Here is a 16,811-nt window from a genome sequence, read left to right on the forward strand (position 1 = left end):
GCCGCCGGCGGCCCGCGCGCGCCCGTTACCGCAGCGCCCCGTCGACGGGCGCCACACATCAAGAAACGGAGACACACCATGAAGCACGTCAGCGAGCGCCCGGCCGACACGGCCGGCGGCGCGGATACCCGTCATGCCGAGCGCGATGCGATGTTCGCGTCGCACGAAGCCGGCTATGCGAAACAGTTGAAGCCGCGCCACGTGCAGATGATCGCGATGGGTGGTGCGATCGGCACCGGCCTCTTTCTCGGCGCGGGCGGCCGCCTGCAGAGCGCGGGGCCCGCGCTGGCGGTCGTGTATCTCGTATGCGGCGTATTCGCATTCCTGATCATGCGCGCGCTCGGCGAGCTGGTGATGCACCGGCCGACCAGCGGCGCGTTCGTGTCGTACGCACGGGAGTTCATGGGCGAGCGCGCGTCGTTCGTCGCGGGCTGGATGTACTACCTGAACTGGGCGACCACCGGCATCGTCGACATCACCGCGGTCGCGATCTACATGAAGTACTGGGCCGCGTTCTCGGACGTGCCGCAGTGGGTGTTCGCGCTCGGTGCGCTCGGCATCGTGTCGGTGATGAACATGATCGGCGTGAAGGTGTTCGGCGAGATGGAGTTCTGGTTCTCGATCGTGAAGGTGGGCACGCTCGCGCTGTTCCTCGGGGTCGGCGCGGTGTTTCTCGCGAGCGGCCATCCGGTCGCCGGCCAGATGCCGGGGCTGCACCTGATCGCGGATCACGGCGGGATCTTTCCGCACGGCATCCTGCCGGCGGTGCTGATCGTGCAGGGCGTCGTGTTCGCGTATGCGAGCATCGAGCTCGTCGGCGTCGCGGCGGGCGAGACTGCCGATGCGCGCAAGGTGCTGCCGAAGGCGATCAACAGCGTGATGTGGCGCATCGCATTGTTCTACGTGGGCTCGGTCGTGCTGCTGACGATGCTGCTGCCGTGGACCGCGTACAGCGCGCACGAAAGCCCGTTCGTGACGTTCTTCGGCAAGCTCGGCGTGCCGTACGTCGGCACGGTGATGAACGTCGTGGTGCTGACCGCCGCGCTGTCGAGCCTGAACTCCGGCCTCTATTCGACCGGGCGCGTGCTGCGTTCGCTCGCGATGGGCGGCTCGGCGCCGCGCTTCGTGTCGCGGATGAACGCGCGCGGCGTGCCGTACGGCGGGATCCTCGTCACGGTCGCGGTCAACGCGATCGGCGTGCCGCTCAACTACATCGTGCCGGCGCAGGCGTTCGAGATCGTGCTGAACATGGCGTCGCTCGGGATCATCACGACCTGGGGCTTCATCGTCATGTGCCAGATCCTGTTCCGCCGCGCGGTCAATCGCGGCGAGCTGAGCCCCGTGTCGTTCCGGATGCCCGGCGCACCGTTCACGTCGTGGCTCACGCTCGGGTTTCTCGTCAGCGTGCTGGTGTTGATGGCGTTCGATTACCCGGGCGGCACGTGGACCGTCGGGATGATTCCGTTGGTCGTGCTCGCGCTTGTGATCGGCTGGAAGCTCGCGAAGCGCGGGGCCGCGCGCGAGCGGGCAAGCGCCGCACCGGCGATCGCCGATCCGGCCAGCAATGTCTGACGATGTCCGACGATGCGCACGGGCGGGTCGATTGCCCGCTGCGCTCAGTTCAATCCGACGCGCGCGCCGACCCAGCGGCTGAAGTCGCCGGCCATCGGCGCCGTGAGTTCGTGGCCGGTGTCGTAGAGCCGCGTGTCGTGCGCGACGCCGAGCGCTGTCAGCTTCGCGTCGGCCGTATTGGCCCACGCGAGCGGCAGCTTGTCGTCGAAGCGGCCGTGCATCACCAGCGCGTGCAGCTGGCTCAATGCGTCGCGCGAAGCGATCAGCGGATCGATCTCGGGCAGGATGCGTCCGCACAGCACCGCGAATGCGGCGACGTCGGCCGGCGACGTGAGCGCGACGCTCGCGCTCATGATGCCGCCCTGGCTGAAACCGGCGATCACGGCGGGCAAGTCGGGCGCGCCGGTGTCGGCGTCCGGCGCGCGCAACGCACGCAGCAGCGTGATCAGCTGCACACGGCTCGCGTCCGCGCGGGCCGCGTCGATTTCCGGGCCGTTCGGGCCGAAGCGCACCGGAAACCACGCATGCTGATTGGGGCCGAACGTGAGCGGCCCGCGCACGAAGGCGATTTCGATGCGCGGATCGATCGTGCCGGCCAGGCTCAGCAGATTCGTTTCGTTGCCGCCGACGCCGTGCAGCAGCAACAGGCGGCCCGCGGGGCGGCCGGCGGCCGGGCGTAGCCGGTACTGGAGGCCGGATTCGGCGTCGGTGGTCAGCGGCAGGACGTCGGTCATTGCGTGGATCCGGTTGGGGGAATGAACCGACAGTCTAGAACGCGCGGACGGCAAGGTGAATCGCCGGATGGCGATTGATTGTTTCCTGTCTTGAATGAATGCGGGGCCCGCGGTGTCGGATATTGGGGGCAGCTACTTGTGTCATGGACGAGGAAATTTGCCGGTAGGCGACTGGTTATGGTCAATATGCCGGCCGGGTGACTCGTCATCGCAACCCATAGTTGATAAAATAGATACGTTTTGTAGATACATGGGGTTGGGAGATGGAGACTGCCAAGATTTTCAAGCATGGTGGCTCGCAGGCCGTCCGCTTGCCGAAGGATTTCCGCTTCGATACAACGGAGGTCCGGATTCGTCGGCACGGCGCGTCCGTCATTCTCGAACCGGTGCCGCAAGACTGGGCATGGTTGATACCGTTGATCGGCCCGGTTGACGCCGATTTCGAGGCCGCCGCGGGAACCGAGCCTGCCGCTCAAGAGCGGCCAGGGCTGGACGTGTTTGAATGAAGTTTCTGCTGGATACCAATGCCGTAATCGCCATTCTGAAAGGCGAACAGGCCATGCTGGCCCGATTGCGTAGACATCAACCTGCGGATTTCGGAATTCCCGCGATCGTCGCGCATGAACTCTATTACGGGGCGTACAAGAGTCAGAGAGCGGCAGCGAATCTGGCACGCGTCGAGGGGCTTCAGTTCGAGGTCGTGTCATTCGATGCGGAAGATGCGCAGCATGCCGGTGAAATCCGTGCGCAACTGGCCGCGGTGGGAACACCGATCGGGCCATACGATGCATTGATCGCAGGACAGGCGCGAGCGCGACGCCTGGTGCTTGTCACGCACAACACGCGCGAGTTTGAGCGGGTCTCGGAGCTACAGGTCGAGGATTGGCTCGCGGCGGCGCGCGAAAAGTGACCGCAGTGCAAGTCATGTGGCAATCGCCACGGATGGCAATCGCGAGCGGCTGGGCTCGCAGGGGCGGTATCGCGCTCGATCCGTGAGCGGCGATGACCGGGCCGTGAGACGCCGCGCGTCATTGAATTCGCTATCGTGCGTAAAAGGCTGCATGAGGGCTGCATGACCGATCCGCTTCGCAAGATAATGCGCAAACGTTTTGCCGGTATTCGACCGGATTGAATTGCCGGATCAAAAATAAAAGAATAAATATCCGGATTCATTTGCGGCAGGCCGCCCGGCCGCCCAGGCGGCGCATGCAGGCCAGAGGTTAACGGCCGCTTCGAGAATAACTTTAGGATTTCCTCGCCGCAATTGACCATTGCGATTTCCTCAATGACCGATTGATTTTCAGTCATCGGACAGTCATACACCATCCCCGATAATTCGGCGCTCATATTCTTTCAATAGACCAAAGGGCGATCGAAGCCGGATCGCTGCGGGGAGCTGTACTCATGACCATCCGTCATCGCATTACGCTGCTAGTCGTCCTGACGTTTTTCGCGCTGTCCGCGATCGGCGTGTACGCCGTGTACCAGACGCGCAAGAGCGCGTCCGAGGTGCGTCAGGTTACCCAGGGAATCGTGCCGAGCGCGCTCGCGTCGGCGGATCTCGTCGCCGACGTGAAGAACATCCAGATCGCGACGATGACGCTGGTATACGCGCCCGACGCGAACACCGCCGCGCAGGCGCGCGACGAGCTGAAGGCAAAACAGGCCGCACTGCGCGCGGTGCTCGACGCGCAGGCGAAGTCGGCGGTCGGGCAGGCGCAGCAAGGCCTCGTCGCGCAGGCGAAGGACAGCGCCACGAACTACTTCGCGGCGATCGACGACACCGTGAAGATGAAGGCCGACGGCAAGCCGGAGATGGCGCAAGCGTACCTGTTCGCGAACGTCGCGCAGTATCGCGACGAACTCGAAAGCATCGTCGACACGCTGCGCGTCGAGAAGAACCGCCAGAAGGACGACGCGATCCGCGCGCTGAACGGCATGCTGTCGACCACGGCGACCGCGATCGCGGCGGTCGCGGGCACCGTCGTCGTGCTGCTGACCGCGCTCGGCTTCGTGCTGTACCGCCAGATCGCGCGCCCGCTGATCGGGATGCAGACGGCGATGAGCGAGATCGCGACGAGCCAGGACTTCACGCGCCGCGTGCCGGTGGGCCGTATGGACGAGATCGGTCATTCGATCGTCGCGTTCAACGGGATGATCGAGAAGATCCAGGAGAACGCCGCGCAACTGAAGCAGAAGACGGCCGACATCCAGGCGATGCTGCAGAACATGCAGCAAGGGATCCTGACGGTCGTCGAAGGCGGCGTCGTGCATGCGGAGTATTCGGCGTACCTCGAGACCATCTTCGAGACGAGCGACATCGCCGGACGCGACCTGATGGCGCTCGTGTTCGACGCTTCGAGCATCGGCGCCGACGCGCGCTCGCAGGTGGAGGCGGCCGTGCATGCGTGCCTGGGCGAGGACAGCATGAACTTCGCGTTCAACGAGCACCTGCTCGTCAATGAAGTCGCGAAGCGGTTGCCGGACGGCCGCGAGAAGTGGCTCGACCTGAGCTGGTCGGCGATCACCGACGAGACCGACACGGTCGTGCGGCTGATGCTGTGCGTGCGCGACGTGACCGAGATCCGCGAGCTGACCGCGCAGGCCGGCGAGCAGCAGCGCCGCCTCGAGATGATCGGCGAGATCCTGTCGATCAACCAGGACAAGTTCCATGACTTCGTGCACAGCGCGAAGGGCTTCCTCAGCGAGAACGAGCGGATGATCCGCCAACACGAGCGCGCGGATCACTCGATCGTCGCGGCGCTGTTCCGCAACATGCACACGATCAAGGGCAATGCGCGCACCTACAGTCTTCAGCACCTGACCAACATCGTGCATGAAGCGGAGCAGGCATACGAATCGCTGCGCCGCGCGGACAGCGGCCCCGAGTGGAACCGCGATGCGCTGATGGACGACCTGGCTCGCGTGCGCGAGGCGGTCGACCACTACGCGACGATCAACGCGGTCACGCTCGGCCGCCACGGCGAGCCGACGGGGCCCGGCGGCGGCGACTACCTGATGGTCGAGCGCGCGCATATCCGCGAGAGCCTGCGCATGCTCGATGGCGCCGATCCGGCGAACGCGGGCGACTGGCTCGCGGCGCGCGATTCGGTGCGCCGCCTGTTGAGCCAGTTCGGCACGCAGGGCATCGGCGACGCGCTGGGCGGCGTAATCGAATCGCTGCCGTCGCTCGCGGCCGAACTCGGCAAGCCGGCGCCCGTCGTGCATATCGACAGCAACGGCCATCGCGTGCGCAGCGAGATCGGCGCGACGCTGAAGAACGTGTTCATGCACCTGCTGCGCAACGCGATCGACCACGGGATCGAAACGTCCGACGAGCGTCGCGCGGCCGGCAAGGCGCCGGCCGGCAAGATCGACATCGCGGTCGACGTCGAGGACGGCGCGCTGCGTTTCGTGCTCGGCGACGACGGCCGCGGCCTCGCGCTCGACCGGATTCGCGGGATCGCGCGCGAGCACGGGTGGATCGACGCCGGCAACGAAGCCGCGCTGACCGACGAAGCGGTGGCCGAACTGATCTTCCGTCCGGGCTTCTCGACCGCCCGTGCCGTGACCGAAGTGTCCGGGCGCGGCGTCGGGATGGACGCGGTGCGCAACTTCCTGAAGCGCGACGGCGGCGACATCGCGTTGCGCTTCACCGACGAGCGCGTCGGCTCGCCGTATCGCGCGTTCGAGACGATCGTGTCGCTGCCGGCGCGCTTCGCGGCGGACGGCGCCGCGCACCACGCCGAGCCGCACGCACGCGCCGGCATCGCGAACGTCGACGTGGCGGAGTGATCGTGCAAGCATGGATGATCCCGATCGGCGCCGCGCTGGCGGGCGGCCTGGTGGTCGCGGCAATCGCCGCGATCGTGTGTCGCGTGATGCGGGCGCGGCTCGTTGCCGCGTTCACGCGTGAAGCGGATGCGTTGCGCGACGCGCTCGGCGCGGCCGATGCGCGTGCCGACGCAGCCGTCGCCGTGCAGACGGAAGCGGCGCAGGCATGGGCGCGCCGCGAGGCGGAGCTCGAGGAAACGCTGGCCCGCGACGCGGCCGCCGCCGGCGAGCAGCGCGACGCGCTGCAGACGCTCGCGGCCGAGCGCGCGGCGCTGTCGCAGCAGGCGACGAAGCTCGCCGACGAAGCGGCGCGGCTGCGCGGGCTGGCCGGCACGTTCGAGCGCTGGCACGAGCAGATGATCTCGCTCACCACGCAGAACCAGGACATGCGCGCGAAGAACCAGGAACTGTCGGCGATCGTCGCGCACGTGTCGATCGTGTCGCTGAACGCGTCGATCGAGGCTGCGCGCGCGGGCGCGGCCGGACGCGGCTTCTCGATCGTCGCGAGCGAGGTGCGCGGGCTCGCCGCGCGCTCGCAGCAACTGTCGAACAGCTATCGCGACAGCCTGAACCGCAACGATCTCGTGACGGCCGCGACGTTCCAGGATATCCAGGCCGGCGGCAAGATGATCACGGCCGCGCTGGCGACGCTCGAGACGCTCGCCGGGCAACTGCATGCGCGGCTCGAAGGAGCGGCGGCGTGATCAGCGCGCAGGCCCGGGCCGGTTTCGAGCGGATCTTTTTCGATGCGGCGCGCACGCGGCTCGCGTCCGGCGGCGCCTGCGAGATCCGGCCGGCCGCGGGCGATGCGCACGACGCGTCGCACGATCCGTCGCGCATGAAGTCGCGCGCGACGCCGGCGGTGGCCGAGCATGTCGCGGTGCTGACGATCTCGGCCCTGCATTTCCGGCTTCTGCTCGCGCTGCGCTTTCGCGACGATGCGCCGACGCGCCGTCATTTCGCTGCGCCCGCGTCGGGCGCGAGCGCGCAGCGGCCGCTGCCCGAAGCATTCATGGAAGTCGCGAACCTGTGCTGCGGCGCGATCAACCAGGCGCTGACCGCGCCGTTCCCCGATCTCGGGATGTCGACGCCTTACCTGCTGAGCGGCGCGAGCATCGACTACCTGCCGGCGCTGAATCCCGATCACGTGGCCGCGTATGACGTGACGCTCGACGGCGACGTGCGGATCGGCGCGACGCTGTGCGTGTGCGCGAACGCGCCGGTCGATTTCCACGTGCCGGAAGCGGCGAGCGTGGACACGGGCGGCGAGCTCGAACTGTTTTGACCGATTCCGAGGACTTCACGAGATGACCGTAGACCAACCCGTCAGCAAGGTGCTCGTGCTCGACGACAGCCCGGCGCATGCGGCGACGATCAAGCGCTTCTGCGACGAGCACAACCTCGTCGGCCTGACCGTGCGGCGCAACCGGCTGCTGAAGGTGCTGCGCTCGAACATCGATCTCGGCGCGATCCTGCTCGCCGAGGACTACGGCGGCTCGCCGGCCGAGAGCGCGATCGTCGCGACGCAGATCGATGCGTTGCGGCCGGAGCTGCCGATCATCCTGCGCCGTGCGTCGGACGCGTCGCGCGACGGGCTGCCCGACGCGCTCGCGCGCGTCGCGTGCGCGGCCTACGTCGCGGACGACATGACGCCGCTCGCGCGCGCGATCGGCGAATACCTGTTCGGCCGCGAGTATCCGAACGCGCTCGTGCGCGGCATCTCGGAGATCACCGAGGCGCGGCTCGACAGTCTGTTTCCGGGCATGACGATCGAGCGCGACACGCCGTGCATCGTGCGCGACCAGATCATCTTCGGCGAAGTGTTCAGCCTGATCGCGCTCGAAAGCGCGTGGTGCCGCGGCTACATGCTGCTGCAGACGAGCGAGCAGCCGCTGCTCGACATGATCGGCGGCACGCGCGACGACGGCCGCGCGGCCGATTTCCGCGACGTGAACAGCCTGCTCGGCGAGCTGACCAACCTGGTGTGGGGAGCGTTCAAGAACCGCTATCTCGGCGACGCGGAGGCGCTCGCGCGCCATCCGGTGCAGGTGCCGCTCGTCGTCAATCACAAGCAGAAGTTCATTTCGTTCGGCGGCGACTGTCCGCAGCTCTGTTTCAAGTACCGGATGACCGACCGCGCATCGGGGCGGTCGGTGCAGCTCGATCAGCGTTTCGTGTTCAGCCTGAGCTGGTCGCCGGAGGATTTCCGCGAATCGGTGCAGGACGTGGGGCCGATGGTCGAATCGGGCGAACTCGAACTGTTTTGAATGTTGAAGTCAGTCACAAAGAAAGGGGAACACGGCATGGCAAAGATTCTGGTGGTCGACGATTCGGGCACGGTGCGCGATGAAGTCGCGGGTTTCCTGCGCAATCACGGGCTCGACGTCGCGACGGCGGTGGACGGCAAGGACGGGCTCGCGAAGCTCAAGGCGACGCCCGGCGTGCGCCTCGTGATCAGCGACGTGAACATGCCGAACATGGACGGCCTGACGATGGTCGAGAAGATTCGCGGCGAACTGGCGAACGCGTCGGTCAACATCGTGATGCTGACGACCGAAAGCAGCCCGGCGATGAAGGAGCGCGGCAAGGCGGCGGGCGTGAAGGGCTGGATCGTGAAGCCGTTCAAGGGCGATGCGGTGCTCGACGCGCTGAAGAAGCTCGCGGGCTGAAGCGCAAGGTCGTTACCGGGCGGATGGCGCGGCGGTTGCGAATTCGTCGACGACGGCTTCGATCACTGCCTGCACGCGTGCGGTCTTGTAGAGATCGGCATGGGCGACGAGCCACACGTCGAAATGATTGCATCGCCGGGCCATGAGACGCACCAGTTCCGGCTCGGCTTCGGCGCGGAAGCACGGCAACTCGGCAATGCCGAGCCCTGCAAGCGCGGCCTCGACCAGCATCATCGTCGACGATGTCTGGAACATCACGCGGCCGCGCGAAGTCGGTTCGCCGCATAGCGCGTCCCACATCGTCGGCATCACCGGCTGCTGGTACATCACCAGATCGTGTCCGTCGAACGCGCTGCCCGCGACCGGTTCGCCGCGCTCGGCCAGGTAGTGGCGCGATGCATAGATGCCCGTTTCGAGATGTCCGAGCCGCCTGACGATCAGGTCCGGCGATTCCGGCCGCAACGTGCGAATCGCGAGATCCGCCTCGCGGCGCGTGAGATTGGCGATTTCGGTCGACGTCACGCACACGACGTCGATGCCGGCATGCCTGTGCCGCAAGCGGGCGATGGCGGGAATCACGAAACGCTTGCCGAGCGAGTCGGTCGTGGCAATGCGCACGGTTCCCGCCAGCTGCTCGTCGAGCCCCATCACGCGCCGTTCGATCGTGAGCGACGCCCGTTCCATCGTTTCGGCCGGTTCGAGCAACGCTTCGCCTGCGGTCGTCAGCACGTAGAGGGCCGGGGTTCGGAGAAACAGGCGGGCCGAGAGCTCGTCTTCGAGCGCGGCGATCCGGCGCCCCACCGTCGCCTGATCGACGTTCAGTTGCGCCGCCGCGCCGCGCAGCGTGCCGGTGCGCGCCAGGGCCAGGAAGAAGCGGGCATTGTCCCAGTTCATGCGGGTTGACAGTGTCATCGGGCAGCGCGGCGGCGGGAAGTGAGGATGCATATCTGCATCAGGGAAATGCAAAATTATCACTTTTCTGCATCGCATGCGGTTTCTAGACTCCCGGCATCTGCCTGGAGATCTCATGACCGATTGCAATCCTGTTTCCGTTCCCGTATCCATGACGGCAGCGAGCCGCCCGACGGCGCGTGAGCAGCGCTTCACGCTGGCGCTTGTCGCGATCGGAATGTTCATGGCGGTACTCGATACGACGATCGTCAACGTCGCGCTGCCCGCAATGCGCACGAGTCTCGGCGCGACGGTCGCGGAACTCGCGTGGATCGTCGACGCGTATACGCTCAGCTTCGCGGCGCTGATCCTCGCGGGCGGCGCGCTGTCCGACCGGTTCGGCGCGAAGCACGTGTATCTCGCGGGGCTGGCGCTGTTCGTCGGCGCATCGGCGGCGTGCGGCGTCGCGTCGTCCGTGGCCATCCTCGTGGCCGCGCGTTTCGTGCAGGGCATCGGCGCCGCACTCTTTTTGCCCGCGTCGCTCGCGGTCGTGCGCAGCACTTTCGACGTACCTGCCGAGCGGGCGCGCGCGATTGCGGTCTGGGCGGGCATCGCGTCGGTCGCGGTGGCCGTGGGGCCGGTGCTGGGCGGCATCCTGGTGGATGATTTCGGCTGGCGCAGCGCTTTCCTCATCAATGTGCCGACCGGCGCGCTCGCCTTCGCCGGGGCGGCCGTGCTCGTCCGGGCGTCGGTCGCGCGGCATGCACGCCACTTCGATTGGGCCGGCCAGTGCATCGGTGCGACGGCACTCGGCGCGCTGTGTTTTGCCGTGATCGAATTGCCGACGCGCGGCCCTGGCGCCGCGGAAGTCCGGTGTGCACTTCTGGTCGCCGGGCTCGCTGCGGCCGTGCTGATCGTCGTCGAGCGGCGTGCCCGCAATCCGATGGTTCCGCTGGCCTGGTTTCGCAATCGTATATTCGTCGCGATGAACCTGATGGGCAGTCTCGTCTATGTCGGCTACTTCGGTCTGCTGTTCGTCCTGAGCCTGTACCTGCATGGGCGCTTTGGCATGAGTGCGCGGCAGACGGGGCTGACGCTGTTGCCGTTTGCGCTGAGTTTGTCGCTTGGCAATCTGTTGTCGGGGAAATGGCAGGGCCGCGTCCACCCGGTCCGGCTGATGGCAAACGGCCTCGGGGTGGCGGCGTTGGCCATTCCGGCGCTCGCGGTCGCGCTCACGCTGCGCGCGCCGTGGCCGGTGGTGTGGGCGGCGATGGCCGCCTTCGGCACCGGGACCGCGTTGTCCGTGGCGCCGATGATCGCGACCGTGCTCGAACAGGTGCCTGCGGATGCGGCGGGCGTGGCGTCGGGATTCCTCAATGCGGCGAGACAGGCAGGGAGCCTGCTCGGCGTGGCCATCGCAGGCGCCGCGACGATACTGTTGCCGAATCTGACCGACGCGCTGTGGGCGATCGCGGCGGTCGGCTGTGTCGCCTATGCGACGGCCGCCTTTGCCGCGCGGACGGCGGGCACCGCGAAAGGCACGTGACTGGACGCCGCGCCGAATGTGGAGGACCATTTCATCGATACGCCGCGAACGCGCGTGCACGATCGCTGCGCTGTTCGCGCCGCACCGAATCCTGCCGAACCCTGTCGAGCGGAACATCATGGAACCCGATCAAGAGACTGCCGAGCCGATCCTGTTGCGCGACGCGCACGACGGCGTCGTCACGCTGCGGCTGAACCGGCCGCAGCAGTTCAACGCGTTGTCCGAAGCGATGCTCGCGAGCCTGCACGACGCGTTCGAATCGCTGGCAGCCGATTCGCACGTGCGCTGCGTCGTGCTCGCCGCGCAAGGTAAGGCATTCTGCGCGGGCCACGACCTGCGGCAGATGCGCGGCAAGCCCGAACTCGATTACTACCGCACGCTGTTCGCGCAATGCAGCCGCGTGATGCTCGCGATGCGCGCATTGCCGGTGCCGGTGATCGCGCGCGTGCAGGGGATCGCGACGGCGGCCGGCTGCCAGCTGGTCGCCGCATGCGACCTTGCGATTGCGGCCGATACCGCGCGTTTCGCGGTGTCGGGCATCAACGTCGGGTTGTTCTGTTCGACGCCGGCCGTCGCGTTGAGCCGCAACGTCACCGCGAAGCGGGCGTTCGACATGCTCGTGACCGGGCGTTTCGTCGACGCGGCGACGGCCGCCGCGTGGGGGCTCGTCAACGAGTCCGTCCCCGAGGATGCGCTCGATGCGGCCGTCGCGCGCAAGGTCGCGGAGATCGTCGCGAAGAGCCCGGCGGCGGTGCGCTACGGCAAGCAGATGTTCTACCGGCAGCGTGAGTTGCCGCTCGACGAAGCCTACGCGTATGCGGGCGACGTGATGGCGCGCAACATGATGGAAGAGGATGCCGGCGAAGGGATCGATGCGTTTCTGGAGAAGCGTAAGCCGACGTGGCGGTCGTAGCGCCGCGTGGCGGCGGGGCGGTAACGCGTGCTCGTTCGCCTGCGTTCCGGGCACGCCGTAAAAGCAAACGGGCCGCTTGCAACGCGGCCTGCAAATGGGTCTGGATGCGCCACGGCACGAGAGCGTGCCGCCGCATCCGTGACCGCCGTGACCGCCATCAACGCCCGTGGCTGCCCGTGCGCAGCATCGGTTCCACCGTCGACGCCCCCGGCGGCACGATCACGACCGGCACGCGGCGCGCGAGCGCGCACATCAGCTCGTAGCCGATCGTGCCACTGGCTTCCGCGACATCGTCGACCTTCACCTGATCGCCCCACAGCTCGACGCTCGACCCGATGCCCGCGTTCGGGCACGGCGTCAGGTCGACGGTCAGCATGTCCATCGACACGCGGCCGACGACGCGCGTCATCACGCCGTCCACCGCGATCGGCGTGCCGGTCGGTGCGTGGCGCGGATAGCCATCCGCGTAGCCGCACGCGACCACACCGATCCGCATCGGCCGGTCCGCGGTGAAGCGGCGGCCGTAACCGACCGTCTCGTCCGGCGCGAGCGTCTGCACGCCGATGATCTTGCTGGTCAGCGTCATCGCGGGCAGCAGCGGCGTGTCGGCGATGTGCCGCGCCGCGCCGGTCGGCGACGCGCCGTACAGGATCGTGCCGGGCCGCACCCAGTCGCGGTGCGCGCGCGGATGCCACAGCACGGCCGCCGAATTCGACGCCGAGCGCTCGCCCGGAATCCCGGCCGTGGCCGCATCGAACTGCTCGAGCTGCCAGTCGACTTCGCCTTCGTCGGCGTTCGCGAAATGCATCATCAGCGTGATCTTGCCGATCGACGGCGCGGCCGCCGCGCGTTCCCACGCGGCGCGGAACGCGTGCGGCCGGTAGCCGAGCCGGTTCATCCCCGAGTTCATCTTCAGCTGGATGTCGAGCGGCTGCCGCGGCTTCGCGGCGATCAGCAGGTCGAGCTGTTCGTCGCAGTGCACGGCCACCGTCAGCCGGTGGCGATCGGCCAGTTCGACGTCCGCCGGCTCGAAGATCCCTTCGAGCAGCAGCACCGGCTTGTCCCAGCCGAGCTCGCGCACGCGCACGGCTTCGTCGAGATCGAGCAGCGCGATGCCGTCGGCGGCCGCGAGGCCCGGGTAGATTCGCTCGATCCCGTGACCGTAGGCGTTGGCCTTGATCACGGCCCACACGCGCGATTGCGCGGCGGTGCGGCGGATGAAGTCGAGGTTGTGGCGGACGGCGTCCGGACGGACATGGGCGACGATGGGACGGGGCATGGGCAGGCTCGGGTCGAAAAGTCGTTCGGCGCGCGCGGCGGTGCGGCGCGGGTCGGGCAGAGTGGCGCGGCGATGCGCCAAGCCAGTGTTGAACGCTATCTTATTGGTGTTCGACCAGTTTTAATTAACGTAATTATCGGTGATTTGGTGGAATTTTTTGCGCCGGATGTGTGCTGCCACGGGCCTCAGCACCGCGCACGGCCGAGTCTCCCGTCTAGAAAACCGGTGCCTGAACAGCACCGCCCGATGCTAAGCTCTGCGCGACCCTGTCATTGATCAATGTAACCATAAAGGAGGAGACCTGGATGACCACGTCCCAGCTGTGCCTGTTCATCGTCGCGCTGTTGCCGTTCCCGCTGACGTTCCTCGCGAAGGCCCGCAAGGGCTACGACAATCACACGCCGCGCGAGTACCTGGCGAAGCTCGAAGGATGGCGCGCACGGGCGCAGGCCGCCCACCAGAATGCGTGGGAAGCGCTTGCACTGTTCACCGCCGCGCTGGTGGTCGCCTGGCACAACGGCGCGAATGAGCACCACGTCGACCAGATCGCGATGGGGTTCGTCGCGATCCGCGTCGCCTACACGCTGATGTACCTGCTGAACTGGGCGGCGCTGCGCTCGCTCGTGTGGTTCGGCGGAATGGTGTGCGTCGTCGCGCTGTTCTTCGCGGCGCCGTGACGGCGGCGTGAAGGGCGGAGCTCGCGCCTCGTTTTCTCCGATTTATCCCCCCGGCCGGCGCGGGGTTTCTCTCGATGCGTTGACCGTTCAGCATGTTGTTGTCGTAGTACCCGCATTGACAACACATGTTGCGTTAATGTTTAATTAAACATCGCATGTTGCGGTGCGGGCCGACCTCGTCTTTCCCTCGACAGCCGGCCGCTTACATCGCCCGATCATGCGGCGAACAAAGCATTCCTGAACCACGTGTCCTGAACCAAACCGAACCACGCAACATGCCGCTTTCCCTTTCCCCCGTCATCGCCGGCGCGCCGTTCGACATCGGCGTGCGCCTCGGCGAGCTTGCCCGCCCCGTGTTCGATACGTACATGCAGCAGAGCGGCGCATGGCAGGCCGTGCGCCGCTGGCGCGGCCATCCGTTCGTCGCCGCGCTGCGGCAGGCGGCGCTGGCCGCATACCCCGATCTCGTCGCGGAACTGGACGGGATCGCGGCGGGCGTCGGCTGGCCGGCCGAGGACATCTTCCTGTGGAATTGCCGCGGCGAACTGATCCACAACGCGCCCGACGGCTGCACGACACTCGCCGCGCGCGATGCGCACGGCACGCGCTGGATCGCGCACAACGAGGACGGCGATCCGTACCTGCGCGAGCGTTGCCTGCTGGTCGACGTGCAGCCGCAGGGCAAGCCGGGCTTCATCAGCTTCTATTACCCGGGCTCGCTGCCCGGGCATACGTTCGCCGCGAACCGCGCGGGCATCGCGCAGGCGATCAACAACCTGCGCATCCTGACGCCGACGGCCGGCGTGCCGCGGATGATCCTCGCGCGCGCGGTGCTCGACGCGACGTCGCTCGATGCGGCCGCCGACGTGCTGCGCACGCATGCGCGTGCGAGCGGCTTTCACCACACGCTCGGCGCGACCGGCGATGCGCGGCTGCTGAGCATCGAGGCGAGCGTCGCGCGGTGCTCGGTGGTCGACGTCGCGCGGCTTGCTGGCCATGCCAACCATCTCGTGCATCCCGGCTGCGAAGCTGAAGCGCAGATCGTCACGCAATCGTCCGGCGATCGCCAGCGCCGCGTCGATGCGCTGACACCGGGCATCGACACAATCGACGAAGCCGCGCTGCTGCGCGTGCTCGGCGATCGCGCACCGGAAGGGCTGCCGATCTATCGCGACGATCCGACCGATCCCGACGACGAGAACACGCTGGCGACCGCGGTGTTCGCCATTCGCGACGCAGTGATCGACGTCACCATCCATCAACACGGCACGCAGCGCTTCGCGACGCGCATCGTGCCGTCCGCGCACGCGCGCAGCGCGTCCTGATCCATGAGGCAACGCATGACGACCGTTTTTCATCGCGCTCCACGCGCCACCTTGCCCGTCGCCGTCGCAGGCGACGGCATCGAGATCATCGATTCGACTGGCAAACGCTACATCGACGCGTGCGGCGGCGCGGCCGTTTCGTGTCTCGGCCACAGCAACCAGCGCGTGATCGACGCGATCAAGCGGCAGGTGCAGCAACTGCCGTACGCGCATACGTCGTTCTTCACGACCGACGTGGCCGAGGAACTGGCCGACCGGCTCGTCGAGGCAGCGCCGGCCGGTCTCGAACACGTGTATTTCGTGTCGGGTGGGTCCGAGGCGATCGAAGCCGCGTTGAAGCTCGCGCGCCAGTATTTCGTCGAGAAGGGCGAGCCGCAGCGCCGTCACTTCATCGCCCGCCGCCAGAGCTATCACGGCAACACGCTCGGCGCGCTCGCGATCGGCGGCAACGCATGGCGGCGCGAGCCGTTCCTGCCGCTGCTGATCGAAGCGCACCACGTGAGCCCATGCTATGCGTATCGCGACCAGCACGCGGGAGAAACCGACGAAGCGTATGCGCAGCGCCTGGCCGACGAGCTCGAGCAGAAGATCGTCGAACTCGGCGCGGAAAACGTCGCGGCGTTCGTCGCGGAAACGGTGGTCGGCGCGACGGCCGGCGCGGTGCCGCCGGTGCGTACTTACCTGAAGAAGATTCGCGCGGTGTGCGACAAGTACGGCGTGCTGCTGATTCTCGATGAAATCATGTCGGGGATGGGGCGCACCGGTTATCTGTTCGCCTGCGACGAGGACGAAGTCGCGCCCGATCTGCTGACGATCGCGAAAGGGCTCGGTGCGGGTTACCAGCCGATCGGCGCGACGCTGGTGAGCGACCGCATCTACCGGACGATCGTCGACGGCTCGGGGTTCTTCCAGCACGGGCACACGTATCTCGGCCACGCGACGGCCTGCGCGGCCGCGCTCGAGGTGCAGCGCGTGATCGCCGAAGAGAAGCTGCTCGACAACGTGAAGGCGCGCGGCGAGCAACTGCGTGCGTCGCTGCGCGCGCATTACGGTGCGCATCCGCATGTCGGCGACGTGCGCGGCCGCGGGCTGTTCGTCGGCGTCGAGCTCGTCCGTGATCGCGACAGCAAGGCGGCGTTCGATCCCGCGCTGAAGCTGCATGCGGCGGTCAAGCGCGAGGCGATGCAGCGCGGCCTGATGGTGTATCCGATGGGCGGCACGATCGACGGCGTGAACGGCGATCACATCCTGGTCGCTCCGCCGTTCGTCTGCACTGCGCAGCAGATCGATACCATTGTCGAACGGCTGTCCGGCGCGATCGATGCGGCGCTCGCATCGGCCGGCGCGTGAACCACGACCTCACCGAGTCCC

General features: G+C 67.2%; 16 protein-coding genes. 13 read left to right on the forward strand and 3 right to left on the reverse strand.

Annotated features, from left to right (window positions below; all coding sequences use genetic code 11):
- The first annotated feature begins 78 nt into the window (after window positions 1–78).
- The gene (locus ACP26O_RS26920; protein ID WP_175662982.1) at window positions 79–1,572 is read left to right on the forward strand and encodes an amino acid permease; all 1,494 of its coding nucleotides are present in this window, start codon (window positions 79–81) and stop codon (window positions 1,570–1,572) included.
- Between the two features lie 44 nt (window positions 1,573–1,616).
- On the opposite strand, the gene ACP26O_RS26925 is transcribed toward ACP26O_RS26920, so the two are convergent.
- The gene (locus ACP26O_RS26925; protein WP_175662981.1) at window positions 1,617–2,306 is read right to left on the reverse strand and encodes an alpha/beta hydrolase; all 690 of its coding nucleotides are present in this window, start codon (window positions 2,304–2,306) and stop codon (window positions 1,617–1,619) included.
- Window positions 2,307–2,569: 263 nt separating this feature from the next.
- Between ACP26O_RS26925 and ACP26O_RS26930 the strand changes: the two genes are divergently transcribed.
- The 7 genes from ACP26O_RS26930 (at window position 2,570) to ACP26O_RS26960 (ending at window position 8,809) form a co-directional block, all read left to right on the forward strand.
- On the forward strand, window positions 2,570–2,812 hold the full coding sequence (locus ACP26O_RS26930) for an antitoxin (protein WP_175662980.1): 243 nt from the start codon (window positions 2,570–2,572) through the stop codon (window positions 2,810–2,812).
- Entirely contained in the window at window positions 2,809–3,216 is a 408-nt protein-coding gene (locus ACP26O_RS26935; RefSeq protein WP_175662979.1) for a type II toxin-antitoxin system VapC family toxin, read from the forward strand. The genes ACP26O_RS26930 and ACP26O_RS26935 overlap by 4 nt, the downstream gene beginning before the upstream one ends.
- A 494-nt stretch (window positions 3,217–3,710) precedes the next feature.
- Window positions 3,711–6,101 (forward strand): MCP four helix bundle domain-containing protein, encoded by a 2,391-nt coding sequence (locus tag ACP26O_RS26940; RefSeq protein WP_175662978.1) that lies wholly within the window; start codon window positions 3,711–3,713, stop codon window positions 6,099–6,101.
- 2 nt (window positions 6,102–6,103) lie between these two features.
- Window positions 6,104–6,844, forward strand: coding sequence for a methyl-accepting chemotaxis protein (locus ACP26O_RS26945; RefSeq protein ID WP_175662977.1), 741 nt, complete (start codon window positions 6,104–6,106; stop codon window positions 6,842–6,844).
- Window positions 6,841–7,425, forward strand: coding sequence for a hypothetical protein (locus ACP26O_RS26950; RefSeq protein ID WP_175662976.1), 585 nt, complete (start codon window positions 6,841–6,843; stop codon window positions 7,423–7,425). Before ACP26O_RS26945 ends, ACP26O_RS26950 begins: the two co-directional genes overlap by 4 nt.
- A gap of 22 nt (window positions 7,426–7,447) precedes the next feature.
- On the forward strand, window positions 7,448–8,407 hold the full coding sequence (locus ACP26O_RS26955) for a chemotaxis protein CheX (protein ID WP_175662975.1): 960 nt from the start codon (window positions 7,448–7,450) through the stop codon (window positions 8,405–8,407).
- Between the two features lie 36 nt (window positions 8,408–8,443).
- On the forward strand, window positions 8,444–8,809 hold the full coding sequence (locus ACP26O_RS26960; protein WP_006759394.1) for a response regulator: 366 nt from the start codon (window positions 8,444–8,446) through the stop codon (window positions 8,807–8,809).
- Between the two features lie 12 nt (window positions 8,810–8,821).
- Here ACP26O_RS26960 and ACP26O_RS26965 read toward each other — a convergent pair whose 3' ends face one another.
- Window positions 8,822–9,703 (reverse strand): LysR family transcriptional regulator, encoded by an 882-nt coding sequence (locus tag ACP26O_RS26965; RefSeq protein WP_175663293.1) that lies wholly within the window; start codon window positions 9,701–9,703, stop codon window positions 8,822–8,824.
- Window positions 9,704–9,836: 133 nt separating this feature from the next.
- Here ACP26O_RS26965 and ACP26O_RS26970 point away from each other — a divergent pair, with 133 nt between their 5' ends.
- On the forward strand, window positions 9,837–11,246 hold the full coding sequence (locus ACP26O_RS26970) for an MFS transporter (RefSeq protein WP_175662974.1): 1,410 nt from the start codon (window positions 9,837–9,839) through the stop codon (window positions 11,244–11,246).
- A gap of 118 nt (window positions 11,247–11,364) precedes the next feature.
- Window positions 11,365–12,159 (forward strand): enoyl-CoA hydratase, encoded by a 795-nt coding sequence (locus ACP26O_RS26975; RefSeq protein ID WP_175662973.1) that lies wholly within the window; start codon window positions 11,365–11,367, stop codon window positions 12,157–12,159.
- 157 nt (window positions 12,160–12,316) lie between these two features.
- Here ACP26O_RS26975 and alr read toward each other — a convergent pair whose 3' ends face one another.
- Window positions 12,317–13,438 (reverse strand): alanine racemase, encoded by a 1,122-nt coding sequence (gene alr, locus ACP26O_RS26980; RefSeq protein WP_175662972.1) that lies wholly within the window; start codon window positions 13,436–13,438, stop codon window positions 12,317–12,319.
- 305 nt (window positions 13,439–13,743) lie between these two features.
- On the opposite strand from alr, the gene ACP26O_RS26985 reads away from it, so the two are divergent.
- The 3 genes from ACP26O_RS26985 to ACP26O_RS26995 all read left to right on the forward strand — a co-directional run bounded on the left by ACP26O_RS26985 (window position 13,744) and on the right by ACP26O_RS26995 (window position 16,790).
- Window positions 13,744–14,115, forward strand: coding sequence for an MAPEG family protein (locus ACP26O_RS26985; protein ID WP_175662971.1), 372 nt, complete (start codon window positions 13,744–13,746; stop codon window positions 14,113–14,115).
- A gap of 275 nt (window positions 14,116–14,390) precedes the next feature.
- The gene (locus tag ACP26O_RS26990; RefSeq protein ID WP_175662970.1) at window positions 14,391–15,440 is read left to right on the forward strand and encodes a C45 family autoproteolytic acyltransferase/hydolase; all 1,050 of its coding nucleotides are present in this window, start codon (window positions 14,391–14,393) and stop codon (window positions 15,438–15,440) included.
- A gap of 15 nt (window positions 15,441–15,455) precedes the next feature.
- A complete protein-coding gene (locus tag ACP26O_RS26995; protein ID WP_175662969.1) occupies window positions 15,456–16,790 on the forward strand; it encodes an aspartate aminotransferase family protein in 1,335 nt (444 codons plus the stop codon).
- Window positions 16,791–16,811: the final 21 nt, after the last annotated feature.

The sequence above is a fragment of the Burkholderia sp. R-40 genome, assembly GCF_049942845.1.
GTDB classification, from domain to species: Bacteria; Pseudomonadota; Gammaproteobacteria; order Burkholderiales; family Burkholderiaceae; genus Burkholderia; species Burkholderia ambifaria.